Source organism: Streptomyces sp. NPDC000404, assembly GCF_040300365.1.
Taxonomy (GTDB): domain Bacteria; phylum Actinomycetota; class Actinomycetes; order Streptomycetales; family Streptomycetaceae; genus Streptomyces; species Streptomyces ramulosus.
Genome location: NZ_JBEPDN010000011.1, coordinates 134,371 through 148,793 on the forward strand (window position 1 = coordinate 134,371; position 14,423 = coordinate 148,793).

Below are 14,423 nucleotides of genomic sequence, written 5' to 3' on the forward strand. Positions count from 1 at the left end.
CGAACGGAATGCGCGATGGGATTAGTGATTCTTATCCCGATATGTACTGTCGCATCATCTGATCCGTTCCCGGGGTGCGGCACACACCGGTGACCACCTCGCGTGCGGCCGGATGGCGCCCCCGTCTCACCCCGGCGGGTGATAAATGCGTGGTGCCCGCGACGGGCGTCCCGCTAGGGTCTGGTGGTTCGCCGCCGGCCGCCCCGGCGCACCCGCCTCCGGACCGCCCGGGGCCGGCCCCGCCGCCCGCCCCCGACCCTCATCCGCCTCCGCACCCCGCCCGGCCGCCGTGTCCGCACGCGCCCGCCCGGCACCGCCCGGCCCGCGCCCTGGGCCGGGCCTCTCCGCACGCCCGGTGACCGGGCACCCGCGCGCCCGGCCGGGCGCCGCCCGTCCGTGCCGCAGGCGCCGGACGCGGCACCGCCTTCGCGCCCCACGGCGCCGAACAGGAAAGGGATTCGGGTCGATGCTGTACGCGGCCGTGGCGACCGGGAGCTTCCGGCGCTACGCCACCTACCGGGTCGCCACCGCGGCCGGGGTCTTCACCAACACCGTCTTCGGCTTCATCGTCGCCTACTCCTACACCGCCCTCTGGGACCAGCGGCCCCACCTCGGCGGCTACGACCTGCCGCAGGCGATGACCTTCGCCTGGACCGGGCAGGCGCTGCTCGCCGCCACCTCGCTGCTGGGCGGCGGCGGCATCGACGAACTCCAGGACCGCATCCGCACCGGCGACATCGCGATCGATCTGCACCGCCCGGCCGACCTCCAGCTGTGGTGGCTCGCCGCCGACCTCGGGCGGGCGGTCCTCCAGCTGATCGGCCGCGGCGTCGTCCCGCTCACCGTCGGCGCCTGCTTCTTCGAACTCGCCCTGCCCCGCGAGCCGTTGACCTGGCTGCTGTTCCTGACCTCGGCGCTGCTGGCCGTCGTCGTCAGCTTCGGGCTGCGGTATCTGGTGGCGCTCGCCTCGTTCTGGCTGCTGGACGGCGCCGGGCTGGCGATGATCGCCGGACTGGCGGCGATGTTCTTCTCCGGCATGGTGCTGCCGCTGCCGGTCTTCCCCGACGCCCTCGCCCATGCCGCACAGCTGCTGCCCTGGGCGGGGCTGCTCCAGGTCCCCGCCGACGTCCTGCTCGGCGCCCGCACCGGCGCCGGTGCGCTGCAAGGGCTGCTCCTCCAGGCGGGCTGGGCGGTGGCGCTGCTCGCCCTCGGGCGGCTGGTCCAGTCGTACGCCACCAGGAAGGTGGTGGTGAACGGTGGCTGACGGGGTGTGGGAGGCGGCCGTGGCGGACCGCCCGGCGGACGCCGCGGGCCGGTGGGCGGTGGTGACGCACGGGCTGCACGTCTACCGGCTGCTGGTGTGGATGTGGATCCGCTCGACGCTCGCGTACCGCGTGTCGTTCGCGATGACGGCGCTCGGCAACTTCGCCGCCTCCGCGCTGGACTTCGTCGCGCTGCTGCTGATGTTCTCCCGTATCGACGTCCTCGGCGGCTTCTCGCTGCCCGAGGTCGCCCTGCTCTACGGGCTGGCGGGCATGGCGATGCACCTCGCCGACCTGCTGATGGGCAGCATGGACCGGCTCGGCAGCCGCATCCGGGACGGCTCACTGGACACCCTGCTGCTGCGCCCGGTGCCGGTCTTCGCGCAGCTGGCGGCCGACCGGTTCGCGCTGCGGCGGCTGGGCGGGATCAGCCAGTCGGCGGTGGTGCTGGGCTGGGCGCTGGCCCATGTCGACGTGGCGTGGTCGGCGGGCCGGGTGCTGATGGTGCCGGTGATGGTGCTGACCGGCACGGCGATCTTCGGGGCGGTCTTCACGGCGGGCGCCGCCTTCCAGTTCTGGGCGCAGGACGCCGCCCAGGTGCAGAACTCCTTCACCTACGGCGGACGGGCGATGCTCCAGTACCCGCCGACGGTCTTCGCCCGGGACCTGGTGCGCGGCGTCGTCTTCGTCGTCCCGCTGGCCTTCGTGAACTGGGTGCCCGCCCTCTGGCTGCTGGGCCGCCCCGAGCCGCTGGGCCTCCCGCCGTGGGTGGCGTTCCTGGGCCCGGCGGTCGCCGCCCTGCTCTGCGCGGCCGCGGGCCTGCTCTGGCGCCGCGCGCTCGCCGCGTACCGCAGCACCGGCAGCTGACGTGAACCGACGGAACGACAGGGAAAGGGAGTTGTGGTGGAGGCGCTGATCGAGGTGGCCGGGGTCGAGAAGGTGTTCTCGGTACGGCGCAAGGCGGGGCGGCTGCGGCGGGTCCGCGAGGAGGTGCGGGCCGTCGCTGGGCTCGACTTCACCGTCGCCCGCGGCGAGATGGTCGGCTACATCGGCCCGAACGGCGCCGGGAAGTCCACCACCATCAAGATGCTGACCGGCATCCTGCTGCCCAGCGCCGGCCGGCTGCGGGTCGCCGGCATCGACCCGTTCGCCCGCTCCGGCACGGGCGGCGCCGCCGGCGGACGCCTGCGCCTGGCCCGCCGCATCGGCGTCGTCTTCGGCCAGCGCACCACCCTCTGGTGGGACCTGCCGCTGAAGGACTCCTACGAGCTGGTGCGCCGGATGTACCGCGTCCCGGACGCCGTCTACCGCGCCAACTTCGAGCGCTGCGTGGAGCTGCTGGACCTCGCGCCGCTGCTGGACGTCCCCGTCCGGCAGCTCTCGCTCGGCCAGCGGATGCGCGGCGACATCGCGGCGGCGCTGCTGCACGACCCCGAGGTGCTCTACCTCGACGAGCCCACCATCGGCCTGGACGTCGTCAGCAAGGCGAAGGTCCGCTCCTTCCTGCGCGACGTGAACGCCGAGCGCGGCACCACCGTCCTGCTGACCACCCACGACCTCACCGACATCGAGCAGCTCTGCCGCCGGGTGATGGTCATCGACCACGGCCGGCTGGTCTACGACGGGCAGCTGACCGGGCTGCGCGCGGCGGGCGAGGGCGAACGCACCCTCGTCGTCGACCTGGACCGCGAACTCCCCCCGATCGACGGCGTCCCCGGCGCCCGCACCGTCAAGGTCGCCGGGCCCCGCCAGTGGCTCGCCTTCCCCGCCTCGGCGAGCGCCGCCCCGCTGGTCGCCGCCGTCGCGGAGCGCTACCCGCTCGTGGACCTCTCGATCCGGGAGCCGGACATCGAGGACGTGATCGCGCGGTTGTACGCGGGCGGGGTGGCGGCGCCGGGGGCGGCGCGGGTGCCCGGAGGGTGAGCGAGGCGTGGCGGTGCCCTTCCCTGACGGTCGGGGAAAGCCGCCGCGGGCCCTCCACGGCACCCGGCGGCTAGCCTTCGCATCCATGAACAAACGGCAGCGCAAGAAGCTCTCCCGGCGTCTCTTCTGCTCGATCCTGATGGGCGACGCCGCCGCCGTGCAGGCGGTCCTGCGGACCGGGATCAGCCCCGACGCGCCGGACGGCACCGGTACCACCCCGCTGTATCTGGCCGCCGTCAACGGAGAGGCGGACATCGCCCGCCTGCTCCTCGGGGCCGGCGCCGCGCCCGACGCCGAGAGCAGCGGGTTCGGCGCCGAGGGCACTCCGCTGTGCGCGGCCGCCTGCTGGGGCCACACCGCGACGGTGCGCGTACTGCTGGCCCACGGCGCCGACCCTCACCTGCGCGAAGACCACGGCGCCGGCCGCTCCCCGGTGGAATGGGCCGCCGAAGGCCCGCACCCCGAAACCGTCACCGTGCTCACCGCGGCGGAGGCCGCCACCGCCAAGAGCGCCCGGGCGCCCCGGAACCGGTAAGGGCCGTATCTCCTTCCGTCGAGTGCCCTCCGGCCGCGCGGGGCGGCTCCCGGCCGGGAGCGGTCAGCGGGTGCCGTGCAGGAGGGTGCCGATCCGGTCGTGGAGTTCCTGCGGCAGGCGCAGGGACCAGCGCTCGGCCGCCTCGGCGGCCAGCTCACGGCTCCAGCGCCAGCTGTGGCACGCCGCCGCGCGCACCTCGTGCGGCCGGGCGGCGGCCGTGGTGGCGGTGTACCGCTCGCGGTCGGCGGCGGGCAGGTCCCGCTCCAGCGCGCGGCTGGGGGTGAGCCAGTGGGCCGTGCTGCCGCGCAGCAGCCGGCAGAGCTGGAGCTGCTGCGGCGCGACGACGGTGTGCAGCAGGGCGTGGGCACGGGCGGTCTCGCCGCGGCCTTGGACGTGGGCGAGCATCAGCGTCCAGTTGGTCAGCTCGTCGATGAGCTGCCGGGCGGTCGCCGCGGGCTCGGGCGGCCGGAACTCCGCCAACTGGCGCGCCGCGCGGGTCAGCCGCCCGGTGCGGTCGAGCAGTACGGCCTCGTCCGGCCGGGGCAGGTGCACCATCCCCTGCCAGCTCGGCACTTCGGCGATCCCGGGACCCGCCGCGGTGAGGTGGAACTCGCCGCGCATCAGATCCTCGAAGACGACCGCGAGCACGCCGTACATGTTGGTGTACGCCAGCTCGACCGGCGCGAGCCGCGCCAGGAACGCGGGCCCGTCGAAGCCGGCGAGGTGGTCGTCCTCGATGTAGAGGTACGCCTCGATGTCGGAGTGGGCGTCGGCCTCGCCCGTGGCCCAGGAGCCGTAGAGCAGGACGCCTTCCAGGCGGGGTTCGGCGTGGGCGAGGTGCCGCAGGCGGGCGATGCGGTCGTCCAGGGCGGGGCAGGCGGAACGGATGTCCATGATGAGTGGGTCTCTCCTGAGCTGAGCGTGCGGGCACGCGGAGGAAGCCCGGGTCTTCCGGGCGATGTCTGTGACCGTTCCGGTCCGCTCAGGAGAATGCGCACATGGGCGGGAGCATAGAGGGCGCGCGCGGCCGCCGGGCCGCGGACGGCACCTCAAGGCGGCCGGAACACGGGCCCTGCTCCCTCGTCAGCGGCAGTCCGGGCAGTTGACGGCCCGGAGCCATTCGTCGACGGGTTCGCCGTGTCCGGCGCCGCATTTGGGGCGGGGGTTGTCGGTGCCGATGAGTTCGTGGACGCGTAGGACGTCGTCGCCGACGGTGCCGCAGCGGGGCGCGGTCTCGGACGTACGGGGGTCGGTCATGGCTGACTCCAGGGGGCTTCGGCGAGGACGTAGAGCGGGTGGGTGAGGCCGCCGATGCGGTGGCGGAACGGTTCCGGTCGCGTCCGGCCTGCGTTTCCGGGTGGTTGACCTGGCCAGATGCTCAGGGTGTGGGTGCGGTCGGCTTCCGGGAGGGTGACGAACAGGGCGTGCCCGCGCTTGATGTGCTCACGCGCGGCCCGCTCCTCACCCGCATCCCACGCCCACGCCCGCACCTTCGCCGCGTGATCGGCGACGTGCGCGTCCGCCGCCGGACGCGTCAGCCACGCCCACGGCGACCGCACCGGCTCCGGCTCGATCCGCTCCGCCAGCCGCAGTGCCTGGCCGCGTAGCCATCGCACGGCCAGTACGGGGGAGACGGTCCACAGCGCGCAGACGGGATACGTGGCTCCGGGCGTCGACGCCCGCTTTTCCAGGCGTACTTCGGCGAGATAGCCGCTCACAGGATTTCTCCTCGGCTGCGCGCGTTGACCAGCGTGATCCTCGCGATCAACCGCTCGGCGCGGCACGGACGCCGAATGTGCGCCGCGTCCACGACCCACTCCACGCCACCCGTCAGCGACCGCAGCGACCACGCCCCCGCCAACTCCCCTTTGGCGATGCCGAGGCAGCGCCGCTCGGCGTCCGCGACGAGTTCACCGCGCATCGGACGGTAAGCGACCTGCTCGCGCTTCCCGGACTCCCGTTCGACAGACACGAAAGTTCCTTCCTGTAGCTGTTTCACTACTGAGGGAATGCAGCGTGGCCTAGGCTCTGGAACGTCTTCAACTTGCGTTATGTGAGCGGGGAGTTGAACTTCTGCATGGTGAATCGCAGGGAATTGGACCCTGAGCAGTCGCCCGGCGCGGCGTTCGGGCAGCGTTTGCGCACGTTGCGCGACGAGCGCGGCTGGACGCAGGACGAATTGGGCGAGCGGATGGGGTATTCGGGGACGCATGTATCCGCCGTGGAAACTGGTCGCAGATCTCCAACCACTCACTTTTCGCACAGGGCTGACAGGGCGTTTGGGACGGGAGATCTGCTCGAACGGCAGGGGCGAGCGGTTCGGAACACCGCACTGCTGGAAGGGTTTCCCGAGTTCGTCACGCACGAGGCGCGTGCAGCGGAGATCAGGCTTTTCGAGCTGAGCATCATCCCGGGGTTGCTCCAGACTCCGGAGTACGCCGCGGCCATCACCATGGGCGCCTTGCGGCGAGGAGCGATCACGGAGCTGCAAGCCGAGGAACGGCTGACACTCCTCGCGCGGCGTCAAGAGTCGCTGCGCCGGGACCCTGCCCCGCTGGTCTACGTAGTCCTCGACGAGAGCTGCATAAGGCGTGTGGTTGGCGGCCCTGATGTCATGGAGGCGCAGCTCGCGCAGCTGGCGGACTTCGCCGAGCTACCGTCCACTGTCCTCCAAGTGGCCCCGTACGACCTGGGAGAGAGAAGGGCATTCGATCTGCCCGTGACGCTCTTGACTCTCGCTGATCGGTCTCAGATCGCGTACTCCGAATCCGCACAGCAGGGGCGGCTGGAGCGGGATACACGGTACGTGCAGCCGCTGATGACGGCCTACCATCAGTTGCAGGCCGAAGCGCCGTCCCAGGCGGAATCCGTGGCCATGATCAAGCAGTTGCGAAAGGGCTCCCCGTGACGACCGAATCCCCCCGCTGGTTCAAGTCCTCGTACAGCAGCAACGGCGGTCAGTGCATCGAGATCGCCGCCAACCTCGTCGCCTCGCGCGGCGTGGTCCCCGTCCGTGACTCCAAGGACCCGCAGGGCCCGGCGCTGAGCGTCGACGCCACTGCTTTCGCGTCCTTCGTCGCGGGCGTCAAGGCGGACGCGTTCCGCGCCTGAGCCGGACCGCGTACGACGAAAGCCTCGCCCGGCCTCCCGCGTTGGAGGCCGGGCGAGGCTGTTTTGCCCCTTGCGCGGCACCGCCTTCGGGCTCCTACTCTCGAACGGAACCCGAGCGTGCTGACAAGCTGCGAAAGGGAATGCCGTGCCGAACGAACCCCTCCGCTGGATCAAGTCCTCGTACAGCGAGAACGGCGGCCAGTGCATCGAGATCGCCGCCGATCGGTGGTTCAAGTCCTCGTACAGCAACAACGGCGGCCAGTGCATCGAGATCGCCGCTGACCGGTGGTTCAAGTCCACGCACAGCGACAACGGCGGCGCCTGCATCGAGGTGACCGCGATCCTCGTCGCCTCGCACGGCGTCGTCCCCGTCCGGGACTCCAAGAACCCGGAGGGGCCGAGGCTGAGCGTCGGCGCCACTGCCTTCGCGTCCTTCGTCGCGGGCGTCAAGGCGGACGCGTTCCGCGCCTGAGCGAGCCCGCGCGCGTACGGCGAAAGCCCCGCCCGGCCTCCCGAATTGGAGGTCGGGCGGGGCTTCGTCGTGCTCACGCCGGCCACATCGAGGCCCTCGTCCACGGCCGATTGTCACAGGGGGTTACTAGTCTGTGGGGAGATCCGGACGTCACACGAGGGGATGCACACGGTGCTGCCTGCTTACGCGATCGAGGTCGGAACGGAGCCGCCGGCCCGTCCGGTGCGGGATTCGGTGGGAGGATGGCCCTTCCTCGACCCGGGCCAGGAGTGGCCCGCGTGTTTCTGCGGGGAGCGGATGGCGCTGTTCTTCCAGTTCGACATCCCCGGGGACGTAGGGCCGTTCGGCGGCGATCACCTCCTGGTCTTCCACTGCCGGGCGCACAACGACGCGTCCGAGCCGCGGCTCGCCGGCGGCCGGCTCGTGCCGGCGTACTGGGACGCGCCGCAGCCGCCGTACCCGGCGCCGTTCTGGCGGGTCCTGATACAGCGCGGTGCGGCGCTGCCGCACCCGGAGGCCGAGCCGTCCGTGCGCGCGCTGCCGCTGGCCCTGCGGCCGTTCGCGGACACCGGGGACGAGGAGGGCGGCGGGGCCCAGATATTCAAGGTGGGCGGTAATCCGTCCTGGGCGCAGGAGCCCGAGGAGTACACCTGCGCGTGCGGCGCGGAGCTGGTGTACGTCTGCCAGGTCCCCGAGGGCATGGACTTCGCCGTCCACCCCGGTCTGCCCGAACAGCCCTACAGCGTCCGGCCCGACACCTCGTGGCTGTTCCTGGGCAACGAGGTCTATCTGCTGGCGTGCCCGGAGCACTGTGACCCGGCGGCCGTCTGGCCGGTCAACCAGAACTGACGCGCCGCCGCCCCTGCCCGGCCCGGCGGCGCACGCAGGCCGGATGCGGGAGGGCGCTCAGGCGGTGCTCACCAACGCGCCCACCAGGCGTTTCACGGCCGGGCGCGGGTCGGGGGCGCCGGGGCCGCTGGTCATCAGCAGATGGTGGGCGGTGCCGACGACCGCGAGCGCCGCGGTGGGCGGGTCGACGGTCTCCGCCACCCGGCCGAGGCGCTGCTCCGCCTCCAGATAGCCGGTGAAGGCCGCCTCGATCGCGGTGAAGCCCGGTGCGCCGCCCTCCAGGGCCGTGCGGATGCGCGCGGTCGCGTCGGGGCGGGTCATGGCCAGGCCCGACAGGGCGAGGCCGCCGGAGTCGAAGAGCGCGAGGACGACGGCGTCGAGGTTGCCCGCCACCGTGCCCTGCCCGGCGCGCGCCGACAGCGCCTGCGCCTGAGCCGCCGCCCGCGCGAAGCGATCGAGGCACAGCTCGGCCACGAACGCGTCGAGCCCGGCGAAGTGGGCGTGCAGCAGCCCCTTGGCGCAGCCCGCCTCGGTGGTGACGGAACGGCTGGTCAGTGCGCCGGGGCCGTCCCGCTCCACGACCCGCTCGGCGGCCGCGAACAGCCGCTCGCGCACATCCGGCGTCGCCACTCCACGTGGTGACATGCCCTCTCCTCCGTCTCCGACCGCCCCGCCTGTCCGGTGCGTAACCCCAGGGATCGTAACGGGGATTGCGGGTATGGGCGCGTGCCCATACAGTTTGGGCGTACGCCCATTCTTCGTTGTCCATCACTGTCCACCACAGGAGGCAACCGTGCCGGACGTCGTCAACACCGAGCAGGCGCAGGCGTGGAACGGCCTTGAGGGCGCCCACTGGGCACGCCACCAGGACCGCTGGAACGCCATCAACGAGGGCTTCAACGCACCGCTGCTGGACGCCGCCGCCGTCACCGAGGCGGCCAGGGTCCTCGACTTCGGCTGCGGCGCCGGGCAGACCACCCGGCTCGCCGCGCTCCGCGCGCCACGGGGGAGCGCGCTGGGCCTCGATCTGTCCGGCCCGATGCTGGCCGAGGCGCGGGAGCGCGCGCGGCGCGAAGGCGTCGCCAACGTCTCCTTCGTCCAAGGGGATGCGCAGGTGTACGCCGTCGAGCCGGGCGCGTTCGACGCGGCGATCAGCCGGTTCGGGATGATGTTCTTCGCCGATCCCGTGGCGGCGTTCGCCAACATCGGCCGGGCGCTGCGGCCCGGCGGACGCCTGGCGTTCATCTGCCCGGCCGATCCCCGGGCCAACGGCTGGGTGGCGGCGATCGAGTCCCTGCGCGGCCTGCTCCCGCTCGGCGACATCGGCAAGCCGGGAGCGCCCGGCATGTTCTCGCTCGCCGACCCGGACCACACCCGCGCCGTCCTCACCGCCGCCGGGTTCATCGGCATCACCGTCGATCAGGTGCGGGCGGACGGCGTCTGGGGGGAGTCGGCCGCCGACGCCGCGGAGTTCCTGCTGGGCAGCGGCCCCGGCCGGCACCTGCTGGCGGGCGTCGACGAGGCGGCGCGGGAGCGTGCCCACCGCACCCTGACCGACCATCTGCGCGCCCATGAGGCGGCGGACGGCACGGTCCGGCTGCGCAGCACGTCGTGGCTGGTCAGGGCGGTGCGGTAGGGCGAGGGGGCGGGCGTCAGAGGTAGGGGGTGACCAGTTTGACGACGTTCTCCTTCGAGGCAGGTCCGATCCGGGTGGCGACGATCTTGCCGCCCTTGAACACGTACAGGGTGGGGATGGCGGTGACGTTGTACTTCGGGGGCGTCTCGGGGCTCTGGTCGATGTCGAGCCGGGCGACGGTCAGCCGGTTCGCGTACTCCTTGGCGACCTCCACGAGGACGGGGTCGAGCGCCCGGCACACGGCGCTCCACTCGGCGCGGAAGACCGCGAGCACGGGTCCGGGGGCCTGGACCACCACTGCTTCGAAGTCCGCATCGGTCACGTCGACGACGGTGCCGCTCATGAAACGCTCCATTGCTGGGAGGGGTAGCGGTGGACGGTCGCTGCCGTGCCGGGAGGTCCGGGCCGCGGAACGGGCCGGACCGCTCACGGACGGGCAACGGTCAACCGCGAGCTGTCACGGTGTACGCGCGCGAACTGTCACGGTGTACGCGTCGAGCGTGACAGCCCGTGATCCGGTCCGACAGGGACCCGGTCGGCCAGCTCCACGGCGGTACGCCCGGCCGGAATGAGCCCTTCCGGCGAATCGCCGGCCGGTGCCGTGTGTTACGGGCGGACCGGGGACGGGCAGCCGTTCGGTGGCCCACCTGCGGTGATCGTGTTTCACCGGCCGTCCCGTCCGCATGCCGGTCACCGATCACGGCGGCTGGCCCGGTGGTGAGGGGGCGCCCCACCGGGCGCCCCCTCACCCACACGGTGGATTCATGGATTCTTCTGCGGCGCAACGGCTTCGCCGGATAGCGCCGCATGCGCGCCCGGCGCCGCCGCGCGGGAGACGGCCTCGGCGGCGTGCCGCCCGGGCACGGGCCCGGCCACCCGCCCCCCGGGGCGACCGGGCGCGCTCAGCCGGGGGAGGGCGCGCGCCGCTCGCCGAGTCCGCCGGGCAGCGCGCCGCCCAGGGTGCGCAGCGCGATGGCGCCGATGAGCGCGGTCACCACGGCGAGCAGCGCCCAGGCGGCGGGCCGCCAGCCGCCGAAGTGCAGGGCGCCCGCCCAGCGGACGCCGTCGTTGCCGAGGATCGCCAGCGGGAACGTGAAGGTCCAGTGCTGCAGGCCGAACGGCACGCGCAGATAGCCCGGTAGGTGCACCAGTTGCACCAGCACCATCAGGAACATGACGCCGCCCAGGGCGAGTTGGATGCCGTCGACCGCGCCGCCGGTGGCCGCGAACCACGCGATGCTCGCCACCCCGGGCGGAGTGAGGAGGATCGCCAGCATCGGACGCGCCGGCGGCGGCAGCGCGCCGCCGACCACGAGCCGCCCGAAGAGGACCGCGCCGAGCGTGAGCCAGAAGTAGATCCCGATCCCGAACGCCGCGACGGCGGCACGGTGTTCGCCGAGTCCGGTGAACCCGATGCTCGCCACGAACGAGCCCGCGACGACCGGTAGGAAGTACCCGGTGTGCAGCTCGTCCCGCTCCAGCGAACCGTCCAGCCAGTGCGCGACCAGCACGGCGGCCAGCAGCGCCAGCGCGCCCACGGCGACGTACAGCAACGCCCGGGCGGCGCCGCCGAGCAGCGGCCCGTAGTGCACGATCAGCAAGATCGCCACCACCGGGACGAACGCGGTCAGCGGGCCGCTGAGCGGATGACGCACGGCGGCGCGGAGCGACCCGCGCGAGCGGACGGTGCCGACCGCGTACACCGCCGTGAAACCGGCCCACAGTAGCGCGGCGGCGACGTACAGGATCTCCGCGGGCAGGCCCGGGGCGCCGAGGTACTGCCGGGCGGCGCTCCAGGCACCGCCCAGCCCGGCGAGCCCGAGCGGTATCCCGAAGTAGTTCAGCGGGAGCACCGCGCGCGGCGGGTGCGCGATGACCGTCACGCGGCGGGCTCCGCACCGGTCGCCAGGACCATCCGGAAGCGCGCGTCCCCGGCCATCATCTTCGCGTACGCGTCGCCGGCGCGGTCCAGCGCGACGGTCTCGGTCATCGGGCGGACGCCGTGCGCACCGGCGAACGCGACGTTGTCCTCGTTGTCGCTCGGGGTGCCGGTCAGCGAGCCGACGATCGAGCGGCCGCCCATGATCAGGGACGGGGTCAGGACCTCGACCGGATCCATCGCCACCCCGACGACCACGAGCTGACCGCGGACGGCGAGCCCGTCGACCAGCGGCGACATGGAACCGCCGTGGCTGGCGGTGGCGAGGATGACCTTCGCGCCGCCGAGCGCCTGGAGCGCCTGCGCCGGATCGGTTTCGGTGGAGTCGATGAAGTGGTGGGCGCCGAGTTCGAGCGCCAGCTCCCGCTTCCGGCGGCCACGGGCGATCGCCGCCACCCGGAACCCCATCGCGCGGGCGTACTGGACGCCGAGGTGCCCGAGCCCGCCGATGCCCTGGACAGCGACCAGATCACCGGCGCGCGCGGCCGACTCCCGCAGCGCGTGGTGGACGGTCAGGCCCGCGCACATCAGCGGCGCCAGCTCGGCGGCGGAGAGGTCCTCGTCCACCGCGACCAGGCCGGAGGCGCGCGCGATGACGTACTCGGCGTAGCCGCCGTCCTGGCTGTCGCCCAGAACCGGCTGGTCGGCGCAGTGGACGAAGTCGCCGCGGCGGCAGCTCGCGCAGGCGCCGCAGTGCCCGCCGAGGTAGCCGAGCCCGACCCGCTGCCCCACGCGCCAGCCGGACACCTCCGCGCCGACGGCGTCGATCCGGCCGATGACCTCGTGCCCGGGCACCACGGGCGTGCCCGCCGGCCGCTTGCCGGTCAGATTGAGGATCCCCGCCACATCGCTGTGGCAGACCCCGCACGCCTCGACGGCGACCCGGACCTGCCCGGCCCCCGGCAGCCGCAGCTCCCGCTCGACCAGGGTGAAGTTGCCGTCGGTGGTCGCCTCGACGGCACGGTAGGTGGTGCTGGGGCCGGTGCTCGTACTCATGCTCGTGGTCATGTCGTGCTCCTTGTTCGTGTTCGATCAGATGAAAATGACCGGTCATCTTAAATGGAGGGCGGAGTGCCCTGCGGCTGTGCGCTGCCGTTCGTTACCGCTGTTTTCTCCGAGGGCGGCCTTCCCCGGGGTTCCGGGGTCGGGATACTCCGTGGCCGGGCTTCCCCGGGTCAGCGGAGCAGGTCGTCGAAGACGATCGTGAAGAACTCCGCGAAGGCCTGGTCGCGCCGGTCGATGCGCGCGCCGATCAGGGTGCCTTCCCAGGCGTTCAGGATGAACCCGGCGAGCAGTTCGGCGTTCGCCTCCGCGCGCACCGTGCCTTCCTGCTGCGCCTGCCCGATCACCTCGGCGAGGGCCGCCCGCCACCGTCCGATGCCGGTCGCGAGGGTGTCCCGGATCGCGTCGTGATGGTCGGCCGCCTCGGCGCCGAAGTTGCCGAGCAGGCAGCCCCGACGGATCCCGAACCGCACCACCTCGTCACGGAGCGACGTGAAGTGCGCGCGCAGCCGGTCCAGCGCCGGGGTGCCCGGCCGCGTCAGCTCGGAGAGGCGCCGCGCGGCCCCGTAGCGCCGGATCGCCTCGACGGCGATCTCCTCCTTGCTCGCGAAGTGGTTGTAGAGCGACCCCTTCGGCACGCCGGCCGCATCGGTGATGTCCTTCACGCCGGTGCCGTGGAAGCCCCGCGCATGGAACGTCTCGACGGCCGCGTCGATGATCTCTTCACGCATGCTGACCCGTGGCATCGATATCGATCCTCCTGAAAATGACCGGTCGCTTTACGAGCGTAGCAGGGTGGGGCTGATGGGACCGGTGGGGCGTTGTTGCCTTTCTGGGGAGTCCGGAGCGTCCCGGGGCTTCCCGAGTGGGCAGGGCGTCCGGGGCGGGCGGAGCGTCCGGGGCGGGTGGAGCCTGCGGTCAGGTGGGCGGCGCCCGGGAACCGTCGCCGCCCCGGTTCCGGAAGAACCGCGCCGCCGCGGAATAGCCGCTGCGGAACAGCCGCCGCGGAATAGGGGTGGCGCGATGCAACGCGCCGCCCTCGCACGGACTCTCACGGTGCGTCAGAAGAATTTCGGTCCTTCGCGCCTTCGGGCCTTCGGGCCTTCGGGCCTTCGGGCCTTCGCACCAGAGGATGCTCATGAATCACCGTTCCGTCTCCGGCGCCGCCGTCCTCGCCTCCGCCGCCGCCCTCGTCGCGACCGTGGCCAGCACCGCCGTGGCCGCCCCGCACGCGGCGCCCGCCGCGCCCGCGTCCGTCCGGGCCGCGGACTGGAAGCCGTGCCACCTGCCCGCCGGCCACCAGCGCTTCGTCAAGCTGAACGCCGCCGAGAACACCGGCGGCCGGACCGTCGTGCGCGTCACCCCGGAGACGTGCAGGTACAACGCGGCCAACGACGAGGAGGTCGTCTACACGCCGGACGGGGCGGCCCGGACGCTCGGCTTCGCGCGCGGCGCCACCGTCACGGTCTTCCAGGGCAACACCCCCGTGAAGGTCGCCCCGGAGTGGCTCACGCAGCACAAGCTCACCAACACCCCGCACTTCGCGCTCCGCGCCGACGCCCACGGCGAGATCACCGCGCTCCAGGAGATCTACCACCCGTAGGCGCGCCGCCCGCCGCCCGGAGCGGAGACCCTGCCCGGGCAGGCGGCGCCGGCGGTCCGGCCCGCGCCGGTCACGAGGCGCGGGCCGGACG

General features: G+C 72.8%; 19 protein-coding genes. 10 read left to right on the forward strand and 9 right to left on the reverse strand.

Going from position 1 to position 14,423, the window contains the following annotated elements; translation table 11 throughout:
* The first annotated feature begins 466 nt into the window (after positions 1–466).
* The 4 genes from ABT345_RS22025 to ABT345_RS22040 all read left to right on the forward strand — a co-directional run bounded on the left by ABT345_RS22025 (position 467) and on the right by ABT345_RS22040 (position 3,720).
* Positions 467–1,264 (forward strand): ABC transporter permease, encoded by a 798-nt coding sequence (locus ABT345_RS22025; RefSeq protein ID WP_345084728.1) that lies wholly within the window; start codon positions 467–469, stop codon positions 1,262–1,264.
* Positions 1,257–2,129: an ABC transporter permease gene (locus ABT345_RS22030; protein WP_345084725.1), complete on the forward strand. Its 873-nt coding sequence runs from the start codon at positions 1,257–1,259 to the stop codon at positions 2,127–2,129. The genes ABT345_RS22025 and ABT345_RS22030 overlap by 8 nt, the downstream gene beginning before the upstream one ends.
* A gap of 33 nt (positions 2,130–2,162) precedes the next feature.
* Positions 2,163–3,185, forward strand: a complete 1,023-nt coding sequence (locus ABT345_RS22035; protein ID WP_345084722.1) for an ABC transporter ATP-binding protein — start codon at positions 2,163–2,165, stop codon at positions 3,183–3,185.
* 85 nt (positions 3,186–3,270) lie between these two features.
* Entirely contained in the window at positions 3,271–3,720 is a 450-nt protein-coding gene (locus ABT345_RS22040; RefSeq protein ID WP_345084719.1) for an ankyrin repeat domain-containing protein, read from the forward strand.
* A gap of 63 nt (positions 3,721–3,783) precedes the next feature.
* Here ABT345_RS22040 and ABT345_RS22045 read toward each other — a convergent pair whose 3' ends face one another.
* The 4 genes from ABT345_RS22045 to ABT345_RS22060 all read right to left on the reverse strand — a co-directional run bounded on the left by ABT345_RS22045 (position 3,784) and on the right by ABT345_RS22060 (position 5,692).
* A complete protein-coding gene (locus tag ABT345_RS22045; RefSeq protein ID WP_345084716.1) occupies positions 3,784–4,614 on the reverse strand; it encodes a nucleotidyltransferase domain-containing protein in 831 nt (276 codons plus the stop codon).
* Between the two features lie 189 nt (positions 4,615–4,803).
* Positions 4,804–4,977, reverse strand: a complete 174-nt coding sequence (locus ABT345_RS22050) for a hypothetical protein (RefSeq protein WP_345084713.1) — start codon at positions 4,975–4,977, stop codon at positions 4,804–4,806.
* Positions 4,974–5,438, reverse strand: coding sequence for a hypothetical protein (locus tag ABT345_RS22055; protein WP_345084710.1), 465 nt, complete (start codon positions 5,436–5,438; stop codon positions 4,974–4,976). Before ABT345_RS22055 ends, ABT345_RS22050 begins: the two co-directional genes overlap by 4 nt.
* On the reverse strand, positions 5,435–5,692 hold the full coding sequence (locus tag ABT345_RS22060; RefSeq protein WP_345084707.1) for a hypothetical protein: 258 nt from the start codon (positions 5,690–5,692) through the stop codon (positions 5,435–5,437). The genes ABT345_RS22055 and ABT345_RS22060 overlap by 4 nt, the downstream gene beginning before the upstream one ends.
* Before the next feature lie 105 nt (positions 5,693–5,797).
* Here ABT345_RS22060 and ABT345_RS22065 point away from each other — a divergent pair, with 105 nt between their 5' ends.
* From ABT345_RS22065 to ABT345_RS22080, 4 genes are all read left to right on the forward strand, one after another.
* On the forward strand, positions 5,798–6,628 hold the full coding sequence (locus ABT345_RS22065) for a helix-turn-helix domain-containing protein (RefSeq protein ID WP_345085146.1): 831 nt from the start codon (positions 5,798–5,800) through the stop codon (positions 6,626–6,628).
* A complete protein-coding gene (locus tag ABT345_RS22070; protein WP_345084704.1) occupies positions 6,625–6,831 on the forward strand; it encodes a DUF397 domain-containing protein in 207 nt (68 codons plus the stop codon). Before ABT345_RS22065 ends, ABT345_RS22070 begins: the two co-directional genes overlap by 4 nt.
* Positions 6,832–6,976: 145 nt before the next feature.
* Positions 6,977–7,303, forward strand: coding sequence for a DUF397 domain-containing protein (locus tag ABT345_RS22075; protein WP_386460380.1), 327 nt, complete (start codon positions 6,977–6,979; stop codon positions 7,301–7,303).
* 234 nt (positions 7,304–7,537) lie between these two features.
* The gene (locus tag ABT345_RS22080) at positions 7,538–8,152 is read left to right on the forward strand and encodes a hypothetical protein (RefSeq protein WP_345084701.1); all 615 of its coding nucleotides are present in this window, start codon (positions 7,538–7,540) and stop codon (positions 8,150–8,152) included.
* Positions 8,153–8,209: 57 nt separating this feature from the next.
* Here the strand turns inward: ABT345_RS22080 and ABT345_RS22085 are convergent, their stop codons facing one another.
* Positions 8,210–8,797, reverse strand: coding sequence for a TetR/AcrR family transcriptional regulator (locus tag ABT345_RS22085; protein ID WP_345084698.1), 588 nt, complete (start codon positions 8,795–8,797; stop codon positions 8,210–8,212).
* A 148-nt stretch (positions 8,798–8,945) separates the two neighbouring features.
* Between ABT345_RS22085 and ABT345_RS22090 the strand changes: the two genes are divergently transcribed.
* Positions 8,946–9,788 (forward strand): class I SAM-dependent methyltransferase, encoded by an 843-nt coding sequence (locus ABT345_RS22090; protein ID WP_345084695.1) that lies wholly within the window; start codon positions 8,946–8,948, stop codon positions 9,786–9,788.
* 16 nt (positions 9,789–9,804) lie between these two features.
* On the opposite strand, the gene ABT345_RS22095 is transcribed toward ABT345_RS22090, so the two are convergent.
* The 4 genes from ABT345_RS22095 to ABT345_RS22110 form a co-directional block, all read right to left on the reverse strand.
* A complete protein-coding gene (locus ABT345_RS22095) occupies positions 9,805–10,131 on the reverse strand; it encodes a thioredoxin family protein (RefSeq protein ID WP_345084692.1) in 327 nt (108 codons plus the stop codon).
* 559 nt (positions 10,132–10,690) lie between these two features.
* Positions 10,691–11,671, reverse strand: coding sequence for an SLAC1 family transporter (locus ABT345_RS22100; protein ID WP_345084689.1), 981 nt, complete (start codon positions 11,669–11,671; stop codon positions 10,691–10,693).
* On the reverse strand, positions 11,668–12,735 hold the full coding sequence (locus ABT345_RS22105; RefSeq protein WP_345084686.1) for an alcohol dehydrogenase: 1,068 nt from the start codon (positions 12,733–12,735) through the stop codon (positions 11,668–11,670). The genes ABT345_RS22100 and ABT345_RS22105 overlap by 4 nt, the downstream gene beginning before the upstream one ends.
* 167 nt (positions 12,736–12,902) lie before the next feature.
* Positions 12,903–13,475, reverse strand: coding sequence for a TetR/AcrR family transcriptional regulator (locus ABT345_RS22110; RefSeq protein ID WP_345084683.1), 573 nt, complete (start codon positions 13,473–13,475; stop codon positions 12,903–12,905).
* Between the two features lie 392 nt (positions 13,476–13,867).
* Between ABT345_RS22110 and ABT345_RS22115 the strand changes: the two genes are divergently transcribed.
* Positions 13,868–14,332: a hypothetical protein gene (locus ABT345_RS22115; RefSeq protein WP_345084681.1), complete on the forward strand. Its 465-nt coding sequence runs from the start codon at positions 13,868–13,870 to the stop codon at positions 14,330–14,332.
* Positions 14,333–14,423: the final 91 nt, after the last annotated feature.